The 25,952-nt window shown below is 50.8% G+C and carries 20 protein-coding genes, 1 tRNA gene and 3 rRNA genes; 3 read left to right on the top strand and 21 right to left on the bottom strand.

The window, feature by feature from the left end:
* Positions 1 to 107: 107 nt before the first annotated feature.
* The 8 genes from rrf to pepQ form a co-directional block, all read right to left on the bottom strand.
* Positions 108 to 223, bottom strand: a 5S ribosomal RNA gene (gene rrf / locus JC793_RS01885).
* Between the two features lie 107 nt (positions 224 to 330).
* A 23S ribosomal RNA gene (locus tag JC793_RS01880) occupies positions 331 to 3,237 on the bottom strand.
* Between the two features lie 320 nt (positions 3,238 to 3,557).
* Positions 3,558 to 3,634: transfer RNA gene (locus JC793_RS01875), tRNA-Glu, on the bottom strand.
* A gap of 80 nt (positions 3,635 to 3,714) precedes the next feature.
* Positions 3,715 to 5,256 (bottom strand): 16S ribosomal RNA (locus JC793_RS01870).
* The 16S, 23S and 5S rRNA genes sit together here with 1 tRNA gene alongside, the layout of an rRNA operon.
* A gap of 422 nt (positions 5,257 to 5,678) precedes the next feature.
* Complete coding sequence (gene hemG, locus JC793_RS01865) at positions 5,679 to 6,203, bottom strand: menaquinone-dependent protoporphyrinogen IX dehydrogenase (RefSeq protein WP_218427324.1); 525 nt, start codon at positions 6,201 to 6,203, stop codon at positions 5,679 to 5,681.
* Positions 6,204 to 6,214: 11 nt separating this feature from the next.
* A complete protein-coding gene (gene trkH / locus JC793_RS01860; protein ID WP_166706917.1) occupies positions 6,215 to 7,666 on the bottom strand; it encodes a Trk system potassium transporter TrkH in 1,452 nt (483 codons plus the stop codon).
* A gap of 20 nt (positions 7,667 to 7,686) precedes the next feature.
* On the bottom strand, positions 7,687 to 8,313 hold the full coding sequence (locus JC793_RS01855; protein WP_052927771.1) for an IMPACT family protein: 627 nt from the start codon (positions 8,311 to 8,313) through the stop codon (positions 7,687 to 7,689).
* Entirely contained in the window at positions 8,313 to 9,647 is a 1,335-nt protein-coding gene (gene pepQ, locus JC793_RS01850) for a Xaa-Pro dipeptidase (protein WP_218427322.1), read from the bottom strand. The genes JC793_RS01855 and pepQ overlap by 1 nt, the downstream gene beginning before the upstream one ends.
* Before the next feature lie 287 nt (positions 9,648 to 9,934).
* Between pepQ and fadB the strand changes: the two genes are divergently transcribed.
* Together fadB and fadA are read left to right on the top strand one after the other, a co-directional pair.
* Positions 9,935 to 12,112 (top strand): fatty acid oxidation complex subunit alpha FadB, encoded by a 2,178-nt coding sequence (gene fadB / locus JC793_RS01845; RefSeq protein ID WP_218427320.1) that lies wholly within the window; start codon positions 9,935 to 9,937, stop codon positions 12,110 to 12,112.
* A 7-nt stretch (positions 12,113 to 12,119) separates the two neighbouring features.
* Complete coding sequence (fadA, locus tag JC793_RS01840) at positions 12,120 to 13,286, top strand: acetyl-CoA C-acyltransferase FadA (RefSeq protein ID WP_218427318.1); 1,167 nt, start codon at positions 12,120 to 12,122, stop codon at positions 13,284 to 13,286.
* Positions 13,287 to 13,429: 143 nt separating this feature from the next.
* Here the strand turns inward: fadA and fre are convergent, their stop codons facing one another.
* The 3 genes from fre to pepE form a co-directional block, all read right to left on the bottom strand.
* The gene (gene fre, locus JC793_RS01835) at positions 13,430 to 14,131 is read right to left on the bottom strand and encodes an NAD(P)H-flavin reductase (RefSeq protein WP_218427317.1); all 702 of its coding nucleotides are present in this window, start codon (positions 14,129 to 14,131) and stop codon (positions 13,430 to 13,432) included.
* 8 nt (positions 14,132 to 14,139) lie between these two features.
* On the bottom strand, positions 14,140 to 15,612 hold the full coding sequence (gene ubiD / locus JC793_RS01830; RefSeq protein WP_046892766.1) for a 4-hydroxy-3-polyprenylbenzoate decarboxylase: 1,473 nt from the start codon (positions 15,610 to 15,612) through the stop codon (positions 14,140 to 14,142).
* A gap of 73 nt (positions 15,613 to 15,685) precedes the next feature.
* The gene (gene pepE, locus JC793_RS01825; RefSeq protein ID WP_218427315.1) at positions 15,686 to 16,411 is read right to left on the bottom strand and encodes a dipeptidase PepE; all 726 of its coding nucleotides are present in this window, start codon (positions 16,409 to 16,411) and stop codon (positions 15,686 to 15,688) included.
* A 204-nt stretch (positions 16,412 to 16,615) separates the two neighbouring features.
* On the opposite strand from pepE, the gene rfaH reads away from it, so the two are divergent.
* Positions 16,616 to 17,107 (top strand): transcription/translation regulatory transformer protein RfaH, encoded by a 492-nt coding sequence (gene rfaH, locus JC793_RS01820; RefSeq protein ID WP_046892764.1) that lies wholly within the window; start codon positions 16,616 to 16,618, stop codon positions 17,105 to 17,107.
* A 69-nt stretch (positions 17,108 to 17,176) separates the two neighbouring features.
* Here the strand turns inward: rfaH and tatC are convergent, their stop codons facing one another.
* The 10 genes from tatC to udp form a co-directional block, all read right to left on the bottom strand.
* Positions 17,177 to 17,932, bottom strand: a complete 756-nt coding sequence (gene tatC / locus JC793_RS01815) for a Sec-independent protein translocase subunit TatC (protein WP_046892763.1) — start codon at positions 17,930 to 17,932, stop codon at positions 17,177 to 17,179.
* 22 nt (positions 17,933 to 17,954) lie between these two features.
* Entirely contained in the window at positions 17,955 to 18,485 is a 531-nt protein-coding gene (tatB, locus tag JC793_RS01810; protein ID WP_218427313.1) for a Sec-independent protein translocase protein TatB, read from the bottom strand.
* 3 nt (positions 18,486 to 18,488) lie between these two features.
* Positions 18,489 to 18,749, bottom strand: coding sequence for a Sec-independent protein translocase subunit TatA (gene tatA, locus JC793_RS01805; protein ID WP_218427311.1), 261 nt, complete (start codon positions 18,747 to 18,749; stop codon positions 18,489 to 18,491).
* Between the two features lie 105 nt (positions 18,750 to 18,854).
* The gene (ubiB, locus tag JC793_RS01800) at positions 18,855 to 20,492 is read right to left on the bottom strand and encodes a ubiquinone biosynthesis regulatory protein kinase UbiB (RefSeq protein WP_218427309.1); all 1,638 of its coding nucleotides are present in this window, start codon (positions 20,490 to 20,492) and stop codon (positions 18,855 to 18,857) included.
* Positions 20,479 to 21,153: a ubiquinone biosynthesis accessory factor UbiJ gene (locus tag JC793_RS01795; RefSeq protein ID WP_218427307.1), complete on the bottom strand. Its 675-nt coding sequence runs from the start codon at positions 21,151 to 21,153 to the stop codon at positions 20,479 to 20,481. The genes ubiB and JC793_RS01795 overlap by 14 nt, the downstream gene beginning before the upstream one ends.
* A 1-nt stretch (position 21,154) precedes the next feature.
* Positions 21,155 to 21,910, bottom strand: a complete 756-nt coding sequence (gene ubiE / locus JC793_RS01790; RefSeq protein ID WP_046892759.1) for a bifunctional demethylmenaquinone methyltransferase/2-methoxy-6-polyprenyl-1,4-benzoquinol methylase UbiE — start codon at positions 21,908 to 21,910, stop codon at positions 21,155 to 21,157.
* 60 nt (positions 21,911 to 21,970) lie between these two features.
* Complete coding sequence (gene rmuC, locus JC793_RS01785) at positions 21,971 to 23,395, bottom strand: DNA recombination protein RmuC (RefSeq protein WP_166706911.1); 1,425 nt, start codon at positions 23,393 to 23,395, stop codon at positions 21,971 to 21,973.
* Between the two features lie 138 nt (positions 23,396 to 23,533).
* Positions 23,534 to 24,067 (bottom strand): DedA family protein, encoded by a 534-nt coding sequence (locus JC793_RS01780; RefSeq protein ID WP_166708899.1) that lies wholly within the window; start codon positions 24,065 to 24,067, stop codon positions 23,534 to 23,536.
* Positions 24,068 to 24,090: 23 nt separating this feature from the next.
* Positions 24,091 to 24,873 (bottom strand): tyrosine-protein phosphatase, encoded by a 783-nt coding sequence (locus tag JC793_RS01775; protein WP_046892756.1) that lies wholly within the window; start codon positions 24,871 to 24,873, stop codon positions 24,091 to 24,093.
* Positions 24,874 to 25,005: 132 nt separating this feature from the next.
* Entirely contained in the window at positions 25,006 to 25,761 is a 756-nt protein-coding gene (gene udp / locus JC793_RS01770; protein WP_004238238.1) for a uridine phosphorylase, read from the bottom strand.
* Positions 25,762 to 25,952 lie beyond the last annotated feature (191 nt).

Below are 25,952 nucleotides of genomic sequence, written 5' to 3'. Positions count from 1 at the left end.
TATGTCAGGGGGGATACATTGTTTCGGCGACTATCAGGAGGAGTTATTTTTTCTTTCGCCCAAACGCAAAAAAGCCACCCAAAGGGTGGCTTCTTCACTTAATAATAACCTGGCGGTTCCCTACTCTCACATGGGGAGACCCCACACTACCATCGGCGCTACGGCGTTTCACTTCTGAGTTCGGCATGGGGTCAGGTGGGACCACCGCGCTACGGCCGCCAGGCAAATTCATTTAATCCAAAACAAGCTTTCATAATGAATGACTCTGTTGTCTCTTCACTATGCTGAAAAATCTCTTCGTCTCTCAACTCAAAACACCTTCGGTGTTGTCAGGTTAAGCCTCTCGGTTCATTAGTACTGGTTAGCTCAATACATCGCTGCACTTACACACCCAGCCTATCAACGTCTTAGTCTCAAACGTTCCTTCAGGACCCTTAAAGGGTCAGGGAAGACTCATCTCGAGGCAAGTTTCCCGCTTAGATGCTTTCAGCGGTTATCTCTTCCGCACTTAGCTACCGGGCAATGCAATTGGCATCACAACCCGTACACCAGTGGTGCGTTCACTCCGGTCCTCTCGTACTAGGAGCAACCCCTCTCAATCTTCCAGCGCCCACGGCAGATAGGGACCGAACTGTCTCACGACGTTCTAAACCCAGCTCGCGTACCACTTTAAATGGCGAACAGCCATACCCTTGGGACCTACTTCAGCCCCAGGATGTGATGAGCCGACATCGAGGTGCCAAACACCGCCGTCGATATGAACTCTTGGGCGGTATCAGCCTGTTATCCCCGGAGTACCTTTTATCCGTTGAGCGATGGCCCTTCCATTCAGAACCACCGGATCGCCAAGACCTACTTTCGTACCTGCTCGAGCCGTCACTCTCGCAGTCAAGCTGGCTTATGCCTTTGCACTAACCGCATGATGTCCGACCATGCTTAGCCAACCTTCGTGCTCCTCCGTTACTCTTTGGGAGGAGACCGCCCCAGTCAAACTACCCACCAGACACGGTCCCCGACCCGGATTACGGGTCTGGGTTAGAACATCAAACGTTAAAGGGTGGTATTTCAAGGTCGGCTCCGTGCAGACTGGCGTCCACACTTCATTGCCTCCCACCTATCCTACACATCAAGGCTCAATGTTCAGTGTCAAGCTATAGTAAAGGTTCACGGGGTCTTTCCGTCTTGCCGCGGGTACACTGCATCTTCACAGCGAGTTCAATTTCACTGAGTCTCGGGTGGAGACAGCCTGGCCATCATTACGCCATTCGTGCAGGTCGGAACTTACCCGACAAGGAATTTCGCTACCTTAGGACCGTTATAGTTACGGCCGCCGTTTACCGGGGCTTCGATCAGAAGCTTCGCTTGCGCTAACCTCATCAATTAACCTTCCGGCACCGGGCAGGCGTCACACCGTATACGTCCACTTTCGTGTTTGCACAGTGCTGTGTTTTTAATAAACAGTTGCAGCCAGCTGGTATCTGCGGCTGGCTTCAGCTCCATGGGTAAACCACTTCACCTAATGCCAGCGTGCCTTCTCCCGAAGTTACGGCACCATTTTGCCTAGTTCCTTCACCCGAGTTCTCTCAAGCGCCTGAGTATTCTCTACCTGACCACCTGTGTCGGTTTGGGGTACGATTAATGGTAACCTGGAGCTTAGAGGCTTTTCCCGGAAGCAGAGCATCAATCACTTCACCACCGTAGTGGCTCGTCGTCACGCCTCAGTGTTAACAACCGACCGGATTTGCCTGGTCAGTCCACCTGCACGCTTAAACCGGGACAACCGTCGCCCGGATGATTTAGCTTTCTCCGTCCCCCCCTTCGCAGTTACCACCAGTACGGGAATATTAACCCGTTGCCCATCGACTACGCTTTTCAGCCTCGCCTTAGGGGTCGACTCACCCTGCCCCGATTAACGTTGGACAGGAACCCTTGGTCTTCCGGCGTGCGGGTTTTTCACCCGCATTATCGTTACTTATGTCAGCATTCGCACTTCTGATACCTCCAGCATGCCTCACAGCACACCTTCACAGGCTTACAGAACGCTCCCCTACCCAACAATATTTACATATCGCTGCCGCGGCTTCGGTGCATAATTTAGCCCCGTTACATCTTCCGCGCAGGCCGACTCGACCAGTGAGCTATTACGCTTTCTTTAAATGATGGCTGCTTCTAAGCCAACATCCTGGCTGTCTGAGCCTTCCCACTTCGTTTCCCACTTAATTATGACTTTGGGACCTTAGCCGGCGGTCTGGGTTGTTTCCCTCTTCACGACGAACGTTAGCACCCGCCGTGTGTCTCCCGTGATAACATTCTCCGGTATTCGCAGTTTGCATCGGGTTGGTAAGTCGGGATGACCCCCTAGCCGAAACAGTGCTCTACCCCAGAGATGAATTCACGAGGCGCTACCTAAATAGCTTTTGGGGAGAACCAGCTATCTCCCGGTTTGATTGGCCTTTCACCCCCAGCCACAAGTCATCCGCTAATTTTTCAACATTAGTCGGTTCGGTCCTCCAGTTAGTGTTACCCAACCTTCAACCTGCCCATGGCTAGATCACCGGGTTTCGGGTCTATACCCTGCAACTAAGACGCCCAGTTAAGACTCGGTTTCCCTGCGGCTCCCCTATTCGGTTAACCTTGCTACAGAATATAAGTCGCTGACCCATTATACAAAAGGTACGCAGTCACACCATAAAGGTGCTCCCACTGCTTGTACGTACACGGTTTCAGGTTCTTTTTCACTCCCCTCGCCGGGGTTCTTTTCGCCTTTCCCTCACGGTACTGGTTCACTATCGGTCAGTCAGGAGTATTTAGCCTTGGAGGATGGTCCCCCCCATATTCAGACAGGATAACACGTGTCCCGCCTTACTCATCGGACTCACAACACCAGTGCTTTCAGATACAGGGCTATCACCTGCTGTGGCCAGCCTTTCCAGACTGTTCTCTTAACACTGATACTGATTAAGGTCCTGGGCTGCTCCCCGTTCGCTCGCCGCTACTGGGGGAATCTCGTTTGATTTCTTTTCCTCGGGGTACTTAGATGTTTCAGTTCTCCCGGTTCGCTTCATTACCCTATGTATTCAGGTAATGATAGTGTGACGAATCACACTGGGTTTCCCCATTCGGAAATCGCCGGTTATAACGGTTCATATCACCTTACCGGCGCTTATCGCAGATTAGCACGTCCTTCATCGCCTCTGACTGCCTAGGCATCCACCGTGTACGCTTATTCGCTTAACCTCACAACCCGAAAGTGTCTTTCTGTACGGGTCGCTGCGCGTCATAATTTCTTTGTCGGGCGGTGCTCGCAATGCTCACATACCTGAGTATGCTCCGCTTGCTGTGCGCCGGCCTTCGCGAAATTATTTAGCTCGCTTCCCTCGAAAGTGAGTACTTTCAAAGTTGTTCGGCTGAGAGACTCATCAATATTACCTCGGTGATAATATTGATTGTTTCAATTTTTCAGCTTGTTCCGGATTGTTAAAGAGCATAATTGTTAAGCTGACTCTTGAATCAGCTTAATCATTATTTGCAGATGACTTTCACTCACCCGCGCAGACTGGCGTCCCCCTAGGGGATTCGAACCCCTGTTACCGCCGTGAAAGGGCGGTGTCCTGGGCCTCTAGACGAAGGGGACATTAGTCAGCTTCGCAGACGCTCTCTGCTCATTTTCTATCAGACAATCTGTGTGAACACTCACATTCCAAATCAACTAGGTAAGGAGGTGATCCAACCGCAGGTTCCCCCTACGGTTACCTTGTTACGACTTCACCCCAGTCATGAATCACAAAGTGGTAAGCGCCCTCCCGAAGGTTAAGCTACCTACTTCTTTTGCAACCCACTCCCATGGTGTGACGGGCGGTGTGTACAAGGCCCGGGAACGTATTCACCGTAGCATTCTGATCTACGATTACTAGCGATTCCGACTTCATGGAGTCGAGTTGCAGACTCCAATCCGGACTACGACGTACTTTATGAGTTCCGCTTGCCTTCGCAGGGTCGCTTCCCTTTGTATACGCCATTGTAGCACGTGTGTAGCCCTACTCGTAAGGGCCATGATGACTTGACGTCATCCCCACCTTCCTCCGGTTTATCACCGGCAGTCTCCTTTGAGTTCCCGCCATCACGCGCTGGCAACAAAGGATAAGGGTTGCGCTCGTTGCGGGACTTAACCCAACATTTCACAACACGAGCTGACGACAGCCATGCAGCACCTGTCTCAGAGTTCCCGAAGGCACCAAAGCATCTCTGCTAAGTTCTCTGGATGTCAAGAGTAGGTAAGGTTCTTCGCGTTGCATCGAATTAAACCACATGCTCCACCGCTTGTGCGGGCCCCCGTCAATTCATTTGAGTTTTAACCTTGCGGCCGTACTCCCCAGGCGGTCGACTTAACGCGTTAGCTCCGGAAGCCACGCCTCAAGGGCACAACCTCCAAGTCGACATCGTTTACAGCGTGGACTACCAGGGTATCTAATCCTGTTTGCTCCCCACGCTTTCGCACCTGAGCGTCAGTCTTTGTCCAGGGGGCCGCCTTCGCCACCGGTATTCCTCCACATCTCTACGCATTTCACCGCTACACATGGAATTCTACCCCCTCTACAAGATCTCTAGCTGACCAGTATCAGATGCAATTCCCGGGTTAAGCCCGGGATTTCACATCTGACTCAATCAACCGCCTGCGTGCGCTTTACGCCCAGTAATTCCGATTAACGCTTGCACCCTCCGTATTACCGCGGCTGCTGGCACGGAGTTAGCCGGTGCTTCTTCTGTCGGTAACGTCAATTGTCAAGGTTATTAACCTTAACACCTTCCTCCCGACTGAAAGTACTTTACAACCCGAAGGCCTTCTTCATACACGCGGCATGGCTGCATCAGGCTTGCGCCCATTGTGCAATATTCCCCACTGCTGCCTCCCGTAGGAGTCTGGGCCGTGTCTCAGTCCCAGTGTGGCTGATCATCCTCTCAGACCAGCTAGGGATCGTCGCCTAGGTGAGCCGTTACCTCACCTACAAGCTAATCCCATATGGGTTCATCCTGATGGTGCGAGGCCCGAAGGTCCCCCGCTTTGGTCCGGAGACATTATGCGGTATTAGCTACCGTTTCCAGTAGTTATCCCCTCCATCAGGCAGACCCCATACATTACTCACCCGTCCGCCGCTCGTCAGCAGAGAAGCAAGCTTCTCCCTGTTACCGCCCGACTTGCATGTGTTAGGCCTGCCGCCAGCGTTCAATCTGAGCCATGATCAAACTCTTCAATTAAAAGTGTTTGATGCTCAAAGAATTAAACTGTTTACTGCTGCTTATTTCTAAGCTGCTGTATTGGTCACTCTTCAAGACTTCTCAAAAGTATATTTTTTGTGATATGTCCTGCGAGTGCCCACACAGATTGTCTGATAAATTGTTAAAGAGCAGTTGCAACATTCGCTGCCGTTGCCGGTCTTCTGCGTTGTTGCGAGGCTGCGTATATTACGTTTCCAGCCCCTTCGAGTCAAGCGTTGTTTTTCAATTTTTCGCTTTTTCTCTTTCTGCCGGAACCGCGTGTTATCGCGTTGTTCCGTGTCAGTGGTGGCGCATTATAGACACTCGCTGAGATCACGCAAGTGTTTATTTCAAAAAAATGTTTGTTCGCCACTTTTTTCACCACAACGGTGGTTTACCGGGCAAAAAGCCCGTCACTTGCTTTAAATCTGTACAAATTCTGCTGCGAATACTTCAACCTGCAGCCAATCCGTGTATTCCACTTCTTTACTTGTATCTGTTTCACCTTTTGTCATCTTCATAATCAGGCGAATCATCATCCGGTCAAACCAGCCGTAACGCGGATACAGCAATGCGCCGGCAAAGACAGTGCAGACCGTCGGCTTCCAGGGCGTTGCTGCAAGGAATTTCCGTACATACACATTTGTCTCCGGTGTCCGCTTCTCCGGTTTACGGGCTGTCAGGTTCACGCCGAAGAATGCGGTTTTCATCTGATTCAGTTGTCCCGCATGCAACTTCGCAAATTTATCCAGCGCGCGGTTAAAATGTCCGTAACGGATAGACGCGCCGACCAGCACTTTTTCATACGGTGCCAGATTCAGTGACTGATTGTCCTGTAAAGAGCGGACATCACATTCCGCTCCCGCTTTGCGCAGATGCAGCGCAATTTCAGTAATGATTTTTTTTGTCTGCCCGTCATGGCCGGAATAAAGCAACAAGTACGACATGAAACACTCCGTTAATCACGCCAGAAAGTCGGCGTCAGTAATACCAGCAAAGTAAAGACTTCCAGACGACCAAATAACATCGTCACGACAAGGATCCATTTCCCGGCCGGATTCAGGGTTGTAAAGTTCTCACCCAGAGTTCCCAGCCCCGGCCCCAGGTTATTCAGAGTGGTCGATATTGCTGAGAAAGCAGAAAACTCATCAACGCCTGTCGCTATCAGTAACAGCATACTGACCACAAAGACCAGTGCATAAGCGGAGAAAAATCCCCAGACAGCTTCGATGATTCGTTCCGGTAATGCCCGGCGGCCCAATTTGATTGTGTAAACCGCATTCGGATGCACCAGACGTTTCAGCTCACGCGCCCCCTGAAGGAACAGCAGCATAATACGGATAACCTTCAGGCCACCACCGGTTGACCCCGCACATCCGCCGACAAACGCCGCGCACAGCAGCAGCATCGGCAGGAACAGCGGCCACTTGTAGAAACTGTCTGTAGAGAACCCGGCCGTCGTCGCCATTGAGACAACCTGGAAAAAAGCCTGGTTGAGGGTTTGTCCCTCCGTAGCATAAACATCAAACTTCCACAAAACCAACGCACAGATCACGACCAGCACACACTGAAGGGAAATAAACATCCGGAATTCCAGATCCCGCCAGTAAACCCCGAGGCTGCGCCCGGTCAGCACCGCAAAGTGCAGGCCATAGTTACAGCCGGAGATCAGCAGAAAGATGGCAATAATGGTATTAATGGCCGGGCTGTTAAAGTAACCGATACTGGCATCATGCGTGGAAAACCCGCCGATGGCGATAGTGGAAAAGCTGTGGGATATCGCATCAAAGACATCCATCCCCGCAAACCAGAGGGCAATTGCGCAGACGATGGTAAGGAAAACATAAATAAGCCAGAGTGTTTTTGCAGTTTCCGCGATCCTCGGACGCATTTTGTTATCTTTCAGCGGGCCCGGCATTTCCGCGCGGTACAGCTGCATTCCCCCGACACCCAGCAGCGGCAGAATAGCAACAGCCAGTACGATGATCCCCATCCCGCCCAGCCACTGCAGCATCTGCCGGTAGAACAAAATCGCTTTTGGCAGTGTATCCAGCCCGACAAGAGTGGTGGCACCGGTTGTGGTTAACCCGGAAAATGATTCAAAAAACGCATCTGTCACTGACAGATTCGGACGTTCTGAAAAGATAAAAGGTAATGCCCCGACACTGCCCAGCACCGTCCAGAACAGAACCACAATCAGAAAACCTTCTTTCGGTTTTAATTCACTCTTTTTATTGCGGTTCGGTATCCAGAGCAGCAGGCCGATAATCAGTGCTGCCAGGAACGTCTGACTAAATGCTTTACCTGCACCGTCTTTATAGATAAGCGCCACGATCCCGGGGATGATCATGGTGACAGAAAAAATAATGACGAGTAACCCGACAATACGGGTTATGGCGCGAAAATGCATTGCGGCAGAGTCCTCAGAAATCAGTTTCCGGTGGTGTCTTCAGAGCATTTAAGCTCAAACATCCCCCGGCTCAGGTCACGTAATTTAGCATTAACCTCACTCAGTAAGGTAGCAGGAATCGAAATACGTAACGTCACATCCGCACCGAACTCACTGTTGATTACCGTGCCACCCACCTGCCGGACTAATAATTCAGCCTGGCTGATAAAGCTGTAATCACAGGTTATTTCACCGATCACCTGCGGGATTTTTGTTTTGGTCACCAGGAGTTTCAGTGCCTGCTGAACCCCGCTGCCGTAAGCCCTGACCAACCCGCCGGTACCCAGTTTTATTCCGCCGAAATAGCGGACAACCACTGCCGTAATTTCCCCTATTCCGCTGCCGAGCAACGGGGCAATCATAGGTTTTCCGGCTGTTCCTGTCGGCTCACCGTCATCAGAAAATCCCAGTTGCTGCGAATCATCCGGACGCCCTGCAACAAATGCCCAGCAATGGTGCCGGGCATCGGGATATTCATCTTTGACGGACTGAATAAACTGCTTTGCTTCATCCACCCCGTCCGTATGCTGCAACAGGGTGATGAAACGACTTTTTTTTATCTCTTCAGTAAACATAACCGGCTCAGCCGGTATAAGGTACGATTTCATTACGGCAGATTCAGATCCCGTGTCATATTTTCCACACTGTTTCCATGGATAATAATGTTATCCTCAATGCGGATCCCGCCACAAGGTTTAAACTGCTCAATGCGTTTCCAGTCAAAGTGCTGACTGAACTTCCCTTCACGCCACGGTGCCAGCAGAGACTCAATAAAATACAATCCCGGCTCAATAGTCAGCACCATACGCGGCTCCAGAACACGGGTGCAGCGCAGGAACGGGTACATTTCCGGCGCAGCCAGGTGTTCACCCCGGTCATTCTGCATAAACCCGGCAGCATCATGTACCTGAAGACCCAGAGGATGCCCCAGACCGTGCGGCAGGAACGGGGTGGTTACCCCTTCGCTGACCATGGCTTCTTCAGACATACCGGTAATGATCTTATGTTTTCTCAGCAGCTTAGCGATTCGGTGATGCATCTGAATATGGTAATCGGTATAGCGGACACCGGCTTTGATATCACTGATCAGTGACTGCTGTTCATCATTGAGATCAGAAACCAGCTGAGCAAAATCACTGTCCGCATCAGCAGCATATGTCCGGGTTAAATCAGCGGCATAGCCGTTGAATTCAGCGCCTGCATCTATCAGGAAACTGTGCCGTACACGCGGTGTATGTTTATTCAGTTTGGTGTAATGCAGAACGGCCGCATTTTCATTGATCGCAACAATATTGTCATACGGAACATCAGTATCACGATGGCCGGTTGCCATCAGATACGCCATATTGATATCAAACTCACTCAGACCGGACAAAAACGCCTCATGTGCGGCAAGATGCCCGTTAACCGCCATTTTTTGTGCTTCACGCATGCAGGCCAGTTCATAATCTGTCTTATATGAACGATGAAACGCGAAGAAATCCAGTACCGCTTTCGGGTTAATATGATTGCTGCTGATCCCCAAAGCACCGGCGCGATCCGCATCCGGTCCGATATACGCCGTACGGGATTTATCCTGAGCTGCCAGCATTGATGCAATGTCACCGGCATTCTTCAGGTGAATAACCTCAACATCGTTTGTCCAGAAAGAAGAAGGTAACGCCTCGACACTGTGCCAGTAATCAACCGGGGAATAGAACCATAACTTTGGTTTATTCACGCCGTCAGTCCACAGCCAGCAATGCGGTACATCAGTAACCGGAACCCATGCCTTAAAATGCACATTACTTTTAAACGGGTAGTCACGATCATCAAGAAAAATACGGATCGGTGCACCGGAATGGATCAGTAATGAGTCCAGTTTCTCACGCGCAAGAATATCGCGGGTCCGCTGTAATAATGTTGCGATGTGCTCACGGTAGAGGGATGCCATTTTTTCCATGGGAATTGACCTTTTTTCATTATGATAGTGACAAAAGCTTAGCATGATCTCCGCGATGATGGATATGGCAGGCGATATCATCCCCGGTTATTTACCGGGAATCTTCGGCGCGTCACGACGTTTTTCTTTTCTGTTTCTGCATATTGAGACATTTTGCGTGATCTTTCGCGCAAAAAATCATCATTTCATTTGCTTTTGTTAACAAAAAAATCACAATTACCTCATCTGGTCATACCACCTGGCGTTCTCATCCTTTGCCGGAACGATGCAACATTAAGGAGAACCATATGCTTTATCACAGTGAATCAATGAAGGTCAGCTGGGAAAAAGAGGGAATTGCAAAACTTGTTTTTGATGCGCAGGGAGCGATAAATAAACTGGATACCCGGACAATTGCCTCACTGGATGAAGCCGTTGCCAGCCTTGAGAAAACACCTCAGCTGAAAGGCCTTATTATTACCTCCTCCAAAGAAAGCTTTATTCTGGGAGCAGATATTACAGAATTTATTTCTCTGTTTAATGCACCGGCGGAGCAACTGACTGAATGGCTGAATTTTGCCAACCATCTGTTTAACCGTATTGAAGATCTGCCTGTACCCACTGTCGCCGCACTGAGGAAATTCACACTCGGCGGAGGGTGCGAGTGCGCACTGACAACAGACTACCGCCTCGCAACAGATGATCTGCGCATCGGTCTGCCGGAAACCAAACTCGGTATAATGCCGGGCTTCGGCGGTTCAGTCCGTCTGCCCCGCCTGATTGGCTGTGATAATGCCCTTGAACTTATCACGCAGGGAAAAACAGTGACAGCGGGAGAAGCACTGAAACTCGGTCTCACTGACGGTATTGTGCCGGATGACGAACTGCTCAGTGGTTCAGTGATACTGCTGGAACAGGCCATCAGTGGCCATATTGACTGGCAGGCACGGCGGCGGCAGAAAAAAGCGGCGTTACAGTTACGCCCGGCAGAGTTACAGATGAGTTTTATCACAGCCAAAGCCCTTGTCCGGCAAAAAGCCGGAAAACACTACCCTGCACCTATGGCGGCAGTAAACGGAATCGAGGCCGGAGCCGGATTGTCCCGTGATGAGGCATTACTCTGCGAAACCGCTCACTTTGTGCCGCTGACCCGGACGCTGACAGCCCGCGCTCTGGTTTCACTTTTCCTGAATGAACAATATGTCAAAGGCCTTATTCGCCGGCAGACAGCATTACGTGATGCACCGAAGCAGGCTGCGGTTATCGGTGCCGGCATTATGGGTGGTGGTATCGCCTACCAGTCGGCTTACAGCGGTATCCCCGTTCAACTGAAAGATATTCAGCCCGCCGCATTGCAGGCCGGTATTGATGAAGCGGTAAAATTACTGGAAAAACAGTGCCGGTCAGGAAAAATGACGCTGGTTCAGGCCGCCGGGATACGCGCGGCTATCCACCCGGTCCGTCATGATAACGATATCAGTGACTGTGATATTGTGGTTGAAGCCGTTGTTGAAAATAAGGCCGTCAAACAAAAGGTACTGGCGGATATTGAACAACTGGTCAGCGAACACTGCATCCTGACATCAAACACATCCTCCATTCCTGTCAGTGAACTGGCTCAGGCACTGAAACGTCCGCAAAATTTCTGCGGAATGCATTTTTTTAACCCCGTTCCAAAAATGCCGCTGGTAGAAGTGATCCGGGGAGAACAAACCGCGGATAACACAATTGCCGCTGTGGTGCATTATGCGCACAAAATGGGGAAAACACCTGTTGTGGTGAGAGACTGCCCCGGATTTTTTATCAACCGGGTGCTGTTTCCGTATCTGAATGCTTTCTCTCTGCTGGTTTCCGCCGGTGCTGATATTAAAACTGTTGATCGCGTGATGGAGCAGGAATTCGGCTGGCCGATGGGCCCGGCATTATTACTTGATGTTGTCGGTCTGGATACTGCCAACCATGTACAACACGTGATGGCAGAAGGTTATCCGGATCGGATGGCCGTCGCTGAGAATAATGTCATCAGCCTGTTTGCCGGACTAAAACGACTGGGGCAAAAAAACCGTCTCGGCTTTTACCGTCATTCGGATGACGGCAAAGGACGCCTGCAAAAACAGTCTGATGAACAGCTTGAGGACGTGCTTGCCCCACTGAAGCGAACGCCCCGCGATTTTACGCCGGATGAAATTATCGATCGCCTGATGATTCCGATGGTGAATGAAGTTATCCGCTGCTATGAAGAAGGCATTATCAGCAGCCCGGCCGAAGCTGACCTGGCACTGGTTTATGGTCTTGGTTTTCCGCCGTTCCGGGGCGGTATTTTCCGTTATCTGGATGATACCGGCACCCGGGCTTTCTGTGAAAAAGCAGAACAATACAGCACGCTGGGGCCGCTTTATATCATCCCGGACAGCCTGCGGGCACATGCTGTTAATAACACGACCTATTATCCGCAGCCGGATAGTCACCCTGTTACCGCACAATGAGGTTTATATGGAAAAAGTCATGATAATTGATGGTCTCCGCACCTCAATGGGACGTTCAAAAAACGGTATTTTCAGGCATGTACGGGCAGAAACTCTCTCTGCAGAAGTCATGAGTGCGGTAATAAAACGCAATAAAATCAATGCGGGTGATATTGATGACATTATCTGGGGTTGTGTGCAGCAGACCGGAGAACAGGGGTTCAACATCGCCCGTAATGCCGCCCTGCTGACAAATATTCCGCATACCGTGCCGGCTGTTACCGTTAACCGTCTGTGCGGCTCATCGATGCAGGCGCTGCACGACGCTGCCCGTCTGATTCAGACCGGTGACGGCAGGCTGGTTCTTGCCGGTGGTGTCGAACATATGGGTCATATCCCGATGACACACGGTATCGATATCAATCCGGCTGCGGCGCTGTACACCGCCAAAGCATCCGGCATGATGGGATTAACGGCCGAAGCACTGGCGCAGCAGTTTTCTGTCAGCCGGGAATCCCAGGATGAATTTGCCCTGCGCTCCCATCGGTTAGCTGCTCTGGCATTCCGGGATAACAAATTCAGCCGTGAGATCCATCCGGTTCAGGGACATAACCCGGCAGGGGTGCCTGTTGCTGCCATCCGGGATGAAACCGTGCGGGATAACAGCAGCCTCACCGAACTGGCGGCCCTGCGTCCGGTGTTCGATCCGGTAAACGGCACCGTTACCGCCGGTAACTCATCTGCCATATCGGATGGTGCTTCAGTAACATTGCTGGCCGGAGAACACTATGCCCGCGAGAATGGCTTGTCTCCGCGGGCAGTGATACGGGCAATGAGCGTCACCGGCTGTGAACCTGCACTAATGGGGTACGGCCCGGTAGAGGCAACACAAAAAGCACTGAAAAAGGCAGGGCTGGCACTGAATGATATTGATGTTATCGAGCTGAATGAAGCATTTGCAGCGCAGGCTCTCGCCTGCCTGAAAGGCATGGGATTATCCGGCTGCTATGACGACAAAGTGAATCTGCATGGCGGCGCGATTGCACTCGGACACCCTCTTGGCTGCTCCGGCACCCGGATCATCAACTCACTGCTGACAGTCATGGAGCAACGGGATGCACAGTTCGGCCTGGCAACAATGTGTATTGGTTTCGGTCAGGGGATTGCAACCGTGATTGAACGTGTTCCCGGCTGAACACAGATAATCTGATAAACAACAGCGACGTTTTCTGCTTCACCACACAGCACAATACGTCGCTGATACCGTCTCTGATACCCTTTAACCGTTTAGCTGACCTGTTATCAGCATACTCCCGCCGTCAGGGGGCGGGATTTTCTTTAAATAAATTCGAACGCATCACCAAACAGGCGGGCAGCATCAGCACCGCGTTCCTGACAGAAACGCTCCCGGGCAATTTTAGCCATTTCAAAACGACCGGCAATATAGATATCTTTTCCGGCCAGTGATCCAAAATCATCCAGAACAGCACTGAGTACAGTACCTGTCCGGCCGCGCCAGGTATCATCCGGCTGTTCAACAACAGGGATTATTTTCAGGTTGGAATGTGTTTCGGCAAGAGCCTGCAATTCACCCAGATCATAGAGATAGATATGCTCTCTGGCACCCCAGTAAAACGTAATATCACGCTGCGGGTTTTCTTCCAGTGCCGCCAGCAAAACAGAACGGGTGTAAGAAAAACCGGTTCCTCCGGCGATCAGGAGCATCGGTGCATCGCTGTTTTCACGAAACCAGGCATTACCGTGCGGAATATCAATGGTTACCTGACGATTATCCAGAATCCGATCCATCACTGCCATCGCATAAAGATTGAACTCGGACGCACCAATGTGCAGCTCAATTTCTTTCTGTGATGACGGTGCCGATGCCATTGAAAACGGGCGCTTATCCCGCTCATCCATCACTACCATCAGGTATTGTCCGGCTTTGAATGAAAAATCACCGTCCGGTAATAATTTTATGCGGTATACCGTATCCGTTATCGATTCAACAGAGGTAACTTTGCAGTTTAACGTTGCCATGTGCTCCCTCAATCATTGAGAATATTTAATTCATCCCATAAGGCGTCAACACGTTGTCTGACTTCATCGGTCATGACAATCGGTTTTCCCCACTCACGCGAGGTTTCGCCGGGCCATTTATTTGTTGCGTCCAGCCCCATCTTCGACCCCAGCCCCGATACCGGTGACGCAAAGTCGAGATAGTCGATCGGAGTATTTTCCATCATCACCGTGTCCCGGGCAGGATCCATCCGGGTGGTAATCGCCCAGATCACATCATTCCAGTCACGGGCATTGATATCATCATCGCAGACAATAACAAATTTTGTGTACATAAATTGCCGTAAATACGACCAGACTCCCATCATGACCCGCTTTGCATGTCCCGCATACTGCTTTTTCATGGTGACAACGGCCAGGCGGTAAGAACATCCTTCCGGCGGCAGGTAAAAATCCACAATTTCAGGGAACTGCTTCTGCAGAATCGGCACCAGAACTTCATTCAGCGCCACACCCAGTGTTGCCGGTTCATCCGGCGGACGACCGGTATAGGTTGAGTGATAGATAGGCTCATCACGCTGGGTAATATGTGTGACCGTAAAGACAGGGAAATCATCCACTTCATTATAATAACCGGTGTGATCCCCGTAAGGCCCTTCCGGCGCTGTTTCCCCCGGTTCAATATACCCTTCAAGAATGATCTCCGCACCGGCAGGAACTTCCAGGTCATTCGAGATACATTTGACCACTTCTGACTTATTACCGCGCAGTAACCCGGCAAAGGCATATTCGGACAAGGTATCCGGAACCGGTGTCACCGCTCCGAGAATTGTTGCGGGATCAGCGCCCAGCGCCACCGCAACCGGGAAACGTTCACCGGGATGTGCCTGACACCATTCCTGAAAATCGAGTGCACCACCGCGATGCGATAACCAGCGCATAATCAGTTTATTTTTCCCCAGCACCTGCTGGCGGTAAATACCTAAATTCTGGCGATCTTTAAACGGACCGCGGGTTACGGTCAGTCCCCAGGTAATCAGCGGTGCCGCATCATCCGGCCAGCAGTGCATAACCGGGATTTTTGTCAGATCCACATCATCGCCGGTAAAAACATGCGTCTGACACGGTGCGGAACTCAGCCGTTTGGTCGGCATATTCAGCACCTGCTTAAATTTCGGCAGCTTATCGATAAGATCACGGAACCCTTTCGGTGGATCCGGCTCTTTCAGGAAGGCCAGCAGTTTGCCGACATCGTGTAATGCTTTGACATCCTCCTGCCCCATTCCCATCGCAACCCGTTTGGTTGTGCCGAACAGATTACAGAGAACCGGTATTGAATAACCTTTCGGATTTTCAAACAGCAACGCAGGGCCGCCCGCACGCAGTGTGCGATCAGCAATTTCCGTCATTTCGAGATAAGGATCGACTTCAGTTTTGATCCGTTTAAGCTCGCCCTGACTTTCCAGAATAGTGAGAAAATCTCTCAGGTCCCGATATTTCATGATGTTATTAATCTGTCAGCAGGTGGAAAGGACTCCATTATAGGAATCCCGTCCACTGTTACAAGTACAGGGATCAGCAGCAGCGGAACGGAACCCATTCTGCCAGAGCGCTGGTATCGAATTGTTCCGGGAATGTTTTGTTGTGCTGAAAGAGTTTAAATCCTTCATTTTTTCCGCTGAAATAGTGCAGCTCATTTCCTGAAATATGGAAGCCGCTGCCTTCACGAAGCGCCACAACAATTTCGTCCGGGTTGACAGCACAGAACTCCGCAATCCGCTCATCACGGGTTTCCCCCATGTGTCCGCTGATGACCGCATCAATATAATGAGGGTTAATCTGGACAGGGAACAATCCCAGAGACGGCATCACCACACAATTACGCACCGGCATATCATTGGTGGTTCTGATACTCGGTGTAGCCACGTTACACCCGGCACTCCAGCCGATATACGGGATATTCCGCTCACGAACCGCGCGCTGTATCGGCACAACCAGGCCATTTTCATGCAGTAACTGGTTCAGCAGCCAGGTATTCCCGCCGCTGACAAGAATACATTCTGCATTTTCAATCGCCTGAACCGGGGAATCATAGTGTTCAATGCAGGTAACATCAATACCCAGAGCTTCGGAGAGTTCACGGGCACGCTGGTCGTGATCAGCACGGATAACCGCATATGCAATCAGTACCGCAGAGCGGATACCGCGTGTTTTTATCATTGCCCGGATACGTGACTGTGCATAGCTCAGCCATTGCGGGTTACCGGAAAGTTTACCGTTACTGAGTAAAAAAACGTCCATCGACATTGCCCTTATTATTCTGTCATTATAGATAGATAAATAGTTTATAACTCATTAAATGACATCATTCTACGGTAAAAAGCAACTCAATTAAGGGACTGAATTCACACTCATTTGTCTTAAATCGTGATTTGCTGCATTCATCGTAAAACAAATTTGGTATTATCAGGCTTTATATAAGCCCCGTCTGTGTTGGATAGAGTAATGAAGGATTGGTATTTATTGTACTGCAAACGCGGACAACTTCCGCGGGCAATGGAACATTTGCAGCGGCAGCAGGTGGAATGCCTGACACCGATGGCGAATATTGAAAAGGTGGTTCGCGGCAAACGTGTGACTGTTAACGAGCCCTTATTCCCGAATTATCTGTTTATCTCTTTTGATCCTGAAACCATTCATACAACCACAATTAATTCAACGCGCGGTGTAAATCATTTCGTCCGTTTCGGACCACTGCCTGCGGTTGTTCCCGCATCATTGATTGAAGAGCTGAAAAATGCTGAATGTATCAGCCTGGCAGAGAAAAATGTTCCTCAGCCGGGAGATATTGTGGAAATCACTGAAGGTATGTTTAAAGGCCTGGAAGCCATCTATCAGGAGCCGGATGGTGAAACCCGTTCAGTGCTGTTACTGACACTGATCAGTAAGGAACTGACCAAAAAAGTGGATAACACCAGTTTTATAAAGAAACACTGAATATTGTCCGGAGCCCGGAAACAAAAAACCGCCATATTACAGGCGGTTTTTATCTGACGCGGTATCACGTTACTCTTCGGCTTCTTCATCCTGCGGTTGTGCTTTACTGCGCGGCACATAGAAACGGGCGAAGAACACACCGACTTCAAACAGCAGATACATCGGAATAGCCAGCAGTGTCTGCGAGAACACATCCGGCGGTGTCAGCAGCATGCCCACCACAAAAGCCCCGACCAGAATATACGGTCGCTTCTGCTTCAGCGCGGTAACCGTTGTGGCACCACTCCAGCACATCAGAATAATGGCAATCGGAACCTCAAAGGAGATACCAAACGCCATAAACAACGCCATGACAAAGCTGAGATAGTTATTAATATCTGTCGCAATGACCACATCCTGTGGTGCTGTCGAGGTAAAGAAACCAAACGCCAGCGGGAAGACAACGAAATATGCAAACGCCATCCCCATATAAAACAGCACTGTGCTGAAAAACAGCAGCGGCATTAATAACCGGCGTTCATGCTTATACAGCGCCGGTGCGATAAAAGCCCAGACCTGATACAGAATGTAGGGTGCCGAAATAAAAATGGAGACCATAACGGTCAGCTTAATCGGTGCCAGGAACGGTGATGCAACATCTGTTGCTATCATGTTCGAGCCCTGGGGCAATTTGCTCACCAGCGGCGATGATACAAGCTGATAGATATCATTTGAGAAGTACGCCAGCGCAACAAACACAACAAAGACAGCAATCAGGCTGTTGAGAATGCGTTTTCGTAGTTCGATTAAATGAGTGATCAGCGGTTGCGTGTCTTCAACAGCCATAACGTACTTTTACCGTAATCTATTAATGTTTCTGTGAATCTGACGCAGCAGCGGTTACCGGTGACGGTGTTGGTTCTGAGTCACGGACTTCCGGTGATGGCCGGGCCGGAATTTCCTCAGCAGAGGCCGGGGATGGTGCTGCCGGAGACGGATTTTGTACCGCCGGTGTACCGGCTGACGCCGGACGGGCAGGCGGAACTTCTATTTCCTGATCAGCCAGTGCTTCCGGATCGAGTTGCTTTTTCAGTGAATCCACCGGTTCCTGATAAGAGCGGCGCAATGTATCCGCAGCTTCTTTCAGGTCATCCATCGACGCTTTCAATTCAGGTGAAATCGCTTTACCGGCCTGCTCTTCCATCTTTTTCAGGTTATCCTGAAGTTCCTGGAGCTTGAGCTCCTGGGTCAGTTCATTCTGCACATTGGCAGCCATTGAACGCATCACACGTATCCAGCCGGCTACTGTTTTCACAGCAACCGGAAGACGTTCAGGCCCCAGAACCACAAGTCCGATAACCAATACTAAGATCAGTTCACCAAAACCGATGTCAAACACGGGTTATACCTGCTCTTTGTTTTTATTCTCTTGCTGCTCAGCTGAATCAGCTTTCTTTTCTGCGATATTTTTTTGTTCAAAATCCGCATCTTTTCCGGCTGTTGTTGTATCTGCTTTGTTCTGATCGTCATCACCGATGGCTTTTTTAAAGCCCTTGATAGATGCGCCCAAATCAGAACCCAGGGTACGAAGTTTGTTTGTTCCGAACAGGAGAACAACAATCACAGCAATAATTAATAATTGCCAAATATTAATACCGGCCATTAGTTTTACCTCAAATTGATATGGACCTACTTACTTCATTATATACAACCACAGCCGTATACGGAAATACACAACATAGGTTGAAACCTTGTCTTAACTCAACCTTTACTTCATTTTACCGGATTGCCACCATCCTGTTACCCAGGTGAGCACACCAAAAAACATCAGAACCCATGGTGCAACAGGCGCACCGGCCAGATAAAACAGACTGGCGCAGACAAACAGGGTTGCCCCGATACCCAGTGAAAAATTTGCTTTCCGCTGAGCGGCCTGCTGCTGTTTCATTTGTTCAGTCAGCCGTTCAACACCGGATTGCAGGCGGCGCTGCTGTTTAAGACTGTCATACACCAGCTCCGGTAATTCCGGTAATTTTTCCGCCCAGAACGGCGCTTTTTCTTTGATCCCGCGGATGACGGCTTTTATACCGATTTGACTTTTCAGCCAGGATTCAAGGAATGGCTTCGCCGTTTTCCACAGGTCAAGCTGCGGGTAGAGCTGACGTCCCAGCCCTTCAACATACAGCAGCGTTTTTTGTAATAAAACCAGCTGCGGTTGTACTTCCATATTAAAACGGCGGGCAGTATTAAACAGATTCAGCAGTACATGACCGAAGGAGATCTCTTCCAGCGGCTTTTCAAAAATCGGTTCACAGACAGTGCGGATAGCAAATTCAAAATCTTCCACATTGGTATCCGGCGGCACCCATCCTGAATCCACATGAAGCTCAGCCACCTTCCGGTAATCACGATTAAAGAAAGCGATAAAGTTCTCAGCGAGATAGCGCTTATCTTCTTTATTCAGAGAACCGACAATACCGCAGTCGATACCAATATACTGAGGATCGTCCGGATGCTCACGGCTGACAAAAATATTACCCGGGTGCATATCCGCATGGAAGAAACTGTCGCGGAAAACCTGAGTGAAGAAGACCTGAACGCCACGCTCGGCTAACAGCTTCATATTAGTGCCCTGCTCATGCAGAGCCGCAATATCAGAAACCGGAATACCGTAAATACGCTCCATGATCAGCACATTTTCACGGCAGAGATCGGGATAAACCTCCGGAACATAGAGCATCGGGCTGTTTTCAAAATTACGGCGCAACTGAATGGCATTAGCCGCTTCACGTTGCAGATTCAGTTCATCCAGCAGCGTTTTTTCATACTCGCGGACAACTTCTTTCGGCCGCAGACGTCTGCCGTCTGGTAACAGGGGAACCATGTTCGCCAGCCGGTACATCAGATGAATATCAGCCTGAATCACCGGCAGGATATCCGGGCGGATCACTTTAAGTACTACCGCCTGTCCGTTTTCTTTCAGGACAGCGGTATGCACCTGTGCAATTGATGCGGATGCCAGCGGGGTAATATCAAAATCATCGAACCAGGTTTCCACCGGCCCTTCCAGGGCATCCTCAATGGTTTTCTTTGCCAGATTGCCGTCAAACGACGAAACGCGATCCTGCAACAGCGCCAGCTGGTCAGCAATGGCCGGCGGGAACAGATCCCGGCGGGTGGAGAGCATTTGCCCGAATTTGATCCATACCGGTCCCAGTTCCTGAAGCGCCAGACGCAGACGCTCACCCAGCGCTTTGTCTTTATGCTTGTTCGGCATCCAGAACAGTGAACGCCGCCAGAGACGTATCGCCCAGCTCAGGCGGTTTTTGGGGATCAGCTCATCCAGCCCGTAGTTCAGGAGGGTACGGATGATAAAATAGAGGCGTTTTATTTCACTCGGTCTCATACCCGCTTCCTGTTCTTTTTTCCAGGCGGGCGAGGCGCGCCTCTAGTTCATCCGCGATGTGTGCCACATCCGCGACTTCATCACAGAAATGGGCCGCTTCCAGCGCAGAAGGTGCCAGCGCCCATTCACGGGTGACAGCACCGGTCAGGTATTCCTGCTGACGGCATACCGCCCGCCGGAACAACTGCCCGCCTTTCACGGCAATCTGTGTCAGTGTCTGCGCGGCAATATCACCGGTATACGGTGCCAGATAGTGTGCAGGGTCCCATTCAGCCATATCCAGCAGTGCTGAAAAATGCTGAATAACCTGCATATCACCGTCAATAATGACATCACCCTGACGGATCAGAGTTGAAAGCTGTTGTTTATCTTTCAGTTTCAGCAACGTAAGAAAACGGGTTTGCAGCACACAGTCCGCCGGATCTTCCCAGCGGGAAATCACATCCAGCTGTTTTTCACTGAAAATCAGCGTGAACTGCATATCCGGTTCTGTCAGCCGGAGCGTCAGTGTTTTTCCGGTCAGACGGGCGCGGGCCGGTTTCAGTACACTTTCGCTGTACAGCAGACGGTTGAGCACCGTTTCCAGAAATCCGGCAACCACAGGATAAAGTGCCTGCGGACTGACAGGAGACGGGATATTTTCTGCAAACGTATCAGACATATCAGAATTTGAATCCTTTATGCAGTGCCACAATACCGCCGGTCATGTTGGTGTAGGAGACATGCTCAAAACCGGCATTTTCCATCATACCTTTCAGGGTTTCCTGATCCGGATGCATGCGGATGGATTCTGCAAGATAGCGGTAGCTGTCCGCATCATTCACAACCGCCTGCCCGATACGCGGCAGTACGTGGAAAGAATAAGCGTCATACACTTTACTCAGCGGCTCAAGCACCGGTTTGGAGAATTCCAGCACCAGCAGGCGGCCACCCGGTTTTAACACACGGAACATAGAGCGGAGCGCTTTGTCTTTATCGGTGACATTACGCAGCCCGAAAGAGATGATGATGCAGTTGAAGTAGTCATCCGGAAACGGCAGTTCTTCAGCATTCGCCTGAACATAATTCACATTACCGACAACCCCGTGATTACGCAGCTTTTCCCGTCCCATTTTCAGCATGGAATCATTGATATCCGCGAGGATCACCTGACCGTTTTCGCCGACCATACGGGAGAATTTTGCCGTGAAGTCGCCGGTTCCCCCGGCAAGATCCAGCACCCGCTGGCCACGACGGACACCACTGGCATCAATAGTAAAACGTTTCCAGACACGATGGATGCCGAAAGACATCAGGTCATTCATCAGATCGTATTTTGCGGCAACAGAATGAAAGACGTTTGCCACCATACCTGCTTTTTCGTTTCTGTTAACAGTGCGAAAACCAAAATCGATTGTATCCCGGGATTGCTCTTCCATTCTCTTCTTGCCTGTTTTGCCTGTGTGCATGAATTTATGATCGGAAAAGTGTATCAGCCTTTACCGCAAAACCCTATGCCCATTGTGTTGTTCTGCGAAATTAGCCGGAACCTCCGGTGGTTCATCCGCCCCGCTATCCTGTTGTTCACTGAGACGGGCTTTCTGTACCAGAATTTCATCCAGCGGGCGCTTTACCTCAACCCCCAGTTCACGGAAACCTTCTGCCTGTGACAGCAGATTTCCCCGGCCGGTGGTCAGTTTTTTCATCGCCCCGTGGTAGGTATTCTGAGCTTTATCCAGCGCCTGGCCGATACCGTCCATTTCCTCGGTAAACAGGCGAAGCTTGTCATAGAGACGGGCAGCACGCTGTGCGATCGCCTGACTGTTCTCATGCTGATGTTCATAGCGCCAGAGGTTGGCGATTGTCCGCAGTGCCACCAGCAGTGTGGATGGGCTGACCAGCATGATATTGCTTCTGAGGGCTTCGTCCAGTAGCACACTTTCCTGCCCGACAGCCGCCAGAAATGCCGGTTCGACAGGGATAAACATCAGCACATAATCCAGTGAGTTGATCCCGCTGAGATCCTGATATTCTTTTCGGCTCAGGCCGCGTATATGCTGACGCACAGAGTTGATATGTTCGGTCAGTGCCGCCTGCTGTGCTTCCGGGGTTTCACTGTTGAAGTAACGCTCATAGGCCACCAGCGACACTTTGGCATCAACAATGACCTGTTTGTTCTGCGGCAGGTAAATCACCACATCCGGCTGATAACGGCTTTGCTGTTCATTTTTCAGGCTGACCTGAGTGGCGAATTCATGGCCTTCCCGCAGACCGGAGGCTTCCAGGATACGGGCAAGAATCGTTTCCCCCCAGTTACCCTGCATTTTGTTATCACCTTTCAGGGCATTGGTGAGATTGACCGCTTCCTGTGCCATCCGCAGATTAAGCTGTTGCAGACGCTGAATTTCATGTGTCAGGGTGTGCCGTTCACGGCTTTCCTGGCTGTAACTTTCCTGAACCTGCCGGTTAAAGTTATCCAGCTGTTCACGGAACGGGCGCAGCAGCATAGACAGGCTCTGGCGGTTGAGTTCATCCGTCCGGCGGCCGCTCTGTTCAAAGATGCGGGAAGCCAGGTTTTCAAACTGGGTATTCAGGCGTTGCTCACTGTTGAGCAGCAGCCGCTGTTTTTCTTCGGCGGCCAGGCGGCTCTCTTCCAGCCGGGTGGTCAGCTCACGGATTTCAGCTTCCTGCTGTGCGCTGATATGACGGGCATTTTCCAGTGATTGTTCACTCTGTTCTCTGGCCTGTTGCCAGTACGCAGCCTGGCGCCGTGTTTCATCCAGCAGGGCAAGTTGTGCAATATTGTCCTGTAACAGCCGGTTTTTGTCCGCCAGCCGCTGTTGCAGGCTGAACCAGACCACCCCGCCGCCCAGCAGAATACCGCTCAGAATGCCGATAAAACCATAAAGCCACTGAATATCCACGATGGCTGTCTCCTCCGCGAGTCACTTACGCCGCTTACGGTAAAATAGCACTGTACAGATGTCCACTGTCTTTTTACTGTCCGCCGTTTTTTTCGGCGCGTCACGCAAAAACCAATGTAATCCGGTGAAAATGCGGTGCTATCCGCCCATCAGCCCGGCCATCCATTTCAGTCCGAATGCGCCGGGGGCCAGCAGACCAAATGCCCAGATCACGGCAGAAAACAGATTGGCCAGCTGAAAATGGCGCTGCGGCATCGCACAGATCCCGGCCACCAGCGGCACCACCGCCCGGAACGGCCCGAAAAAGCGCCCGAGGAAGACACCCCATATCCCCCACTTTTCAAAGAACTGATGTCCTCTGACCAGGGTTTGCGGGGATCGGGAAATCGGCCACATATGACGGACATTGTCTTTGTAGTAGTAGCCGATGTAATAGGAAACCCAGTCGCCGAAAAAGGCACCGGTGGCCGCCACGAGGAAAACCGGCAGAAAATTCAGTCCGCCTTCCCCGATCAGTGCCCCGACCCCGAGCAGGATCACTGTCGCCGGAAACAACAGGGAAAGAAATGCGAGAGATTCACCGAATGCCAGCGCAAAAATAATCGGCAATGCCCAGAACTCATGTTCACGGACAAACGCGGTGACAGTGGTAATAATATCTGCCGGTGCCAGAGAATCCCCCTTACTATCGGATCTTATTCAAGGAAATGGTTACGGATTTTATCGCGGACAGCGGTAGTCAGTCCGATATCTTTCGCCAGCCAGGTATCAATACTGCCATAATGTGAGTGAATGCTTTTCAATGCAGTATTCAGGAAATCAGACTGTACGGAATACACATAGGCGAATTTTTCCACCACCGCTTCCGGCATGGTTTTCGCGTGTTCTGCCAGCAGTTCATGGCGGTAAGGTGCCAGCGTGTCGTTGGTCAGCAGGTAATCTTCCATCACCATATCGGTATCCGCGCCGAGCGCAAACAACACCAGTGCCGAGCCCACACCGGTCCGGTCTTTCCCGACGGCACAGTGCTGTACAATGCCGCCTTTTTCCGGGTTGCGCAGCATATCACCGAGTGCATGATAAGCCGGGTTTCCCAGCGGCAGCAGTTCATAAAGACGCAGCATAAAGGCTTTCGGATCAAACTCCGTCAGTGCCTCATTGCCGAGTTTCTCAAGATTGGCGTCCACTTCTTTTGACATCGGATTTGCCGGTGCGTTCGTGTACAGCGCACCATTCCACAGGCGATCCGGTTTATCCGCAATTTCGCCGCTGTCGCGGTAATCCAGGATCTGAAACAGATTCTGCTCTGTCAGCCGGGTTAAGTCATTGTCGCTCAGGCGATCCAGCGCCCCGGCACGGAACAGCAGGCCGGGTTTGATTTTACTGCCGTCCGGCAGCACTTTGTTTCCCAGGTCCCGGAAATTGATCCCGCCGTCAAGCGGCAGCACGGAAGGATGCGGTAATGGCTGTCTGGTCATTGATACCTCTTTATCATTATTATCAGTATGTTCGGCACGATCACTGTATCAGATTTACAGAATGAATGATTAAAAAAAAACCGTACCACCGGAAAATCCGGCGATACGGCTGATTCATGAAACCGGTAACGATCAGATGAGATGACGGGCGGCTTCCACCACAATATCCAGGGTATTGGATTCGGTTTTCTTCATCTTCGCTTCATCAGGAATTTCCTGCTGGGTGCGGTTAACAATAACCCCGGCAACCATCCCCGCACGCAGCCCCTGGCTGGCGCACATGGTCAGCAGTGTGGCGGATTCCATTTCAAAGTTCATCACGCCCATTTCCTGCCACTCTTTCATTGATCCTTTGAACCGGCGGGTCACACGGCCGCTGAACGTATCATAACGCTCCTGGCCCGGATAGAAAGTATCAGAAGAAGCGGTCACACCAATATGGACGGTAGCTTTGGCTGCTTTCGCTGCATTTACCAGTGCTGTGGTACATTCAAAGTCAGCCACGGCCGGGAATTCCATCGGCGCAAAGTGCAGACTTGCACCATCCAGGCGCACAGCAGCCGTGGTCACAAGGACATCACCGACATTAATGTTTTCCTGAATCGCACCGGTGGTACCGATACGCAGGAACGTGCGGATACCCAGTTGTGCCAGCTCTTCCACCGCAATTGAGGTGGACGGGCCGCCGATACCGGTTGAGCAGACGATCACCGCTTTACCGTCCAGTTCACCGCGCCATGAGGTGAATTCACGCAGAGACGCGAGATGAACAGGGTTATCCATCAGGCGGGCAATTTTTTCGACCCGGTTCGGATCGCCCGGCACGATAGCCAGTGTCGCACCCTGTAAATCTGCTTTAGTCAAACCTAAATGAAATACATCAGCCATCCTGAACTCCTTTGCGAAAAAGTGATTATTGAGGACACTCTAACGTGTCGTCACACAAAATTTAGTGATTATTATCACTTCATTGATACTAACAAATGAATCAATTACATAAAAATGAGATTCAAATCACATAAACAGTGATTTGTGCTGAAAATGTCACCGGACTGCTCTCTGAAAAAGGTAAACACAGG

Source organism: Morganella morganii, from assembly GCF_019242955.1.
Lineage (GTDB): Bacteria > Pseudomonadota > Gammaproteobacteria > Enterobacterales > Enterobacteriaceae > Morganella > Morganella sibonii.
The sequence above is the reverse complement of the archived record's forward strand: the minus strand, read 5'-3'. Positions and strand labels throughout refer to the sequence as shown.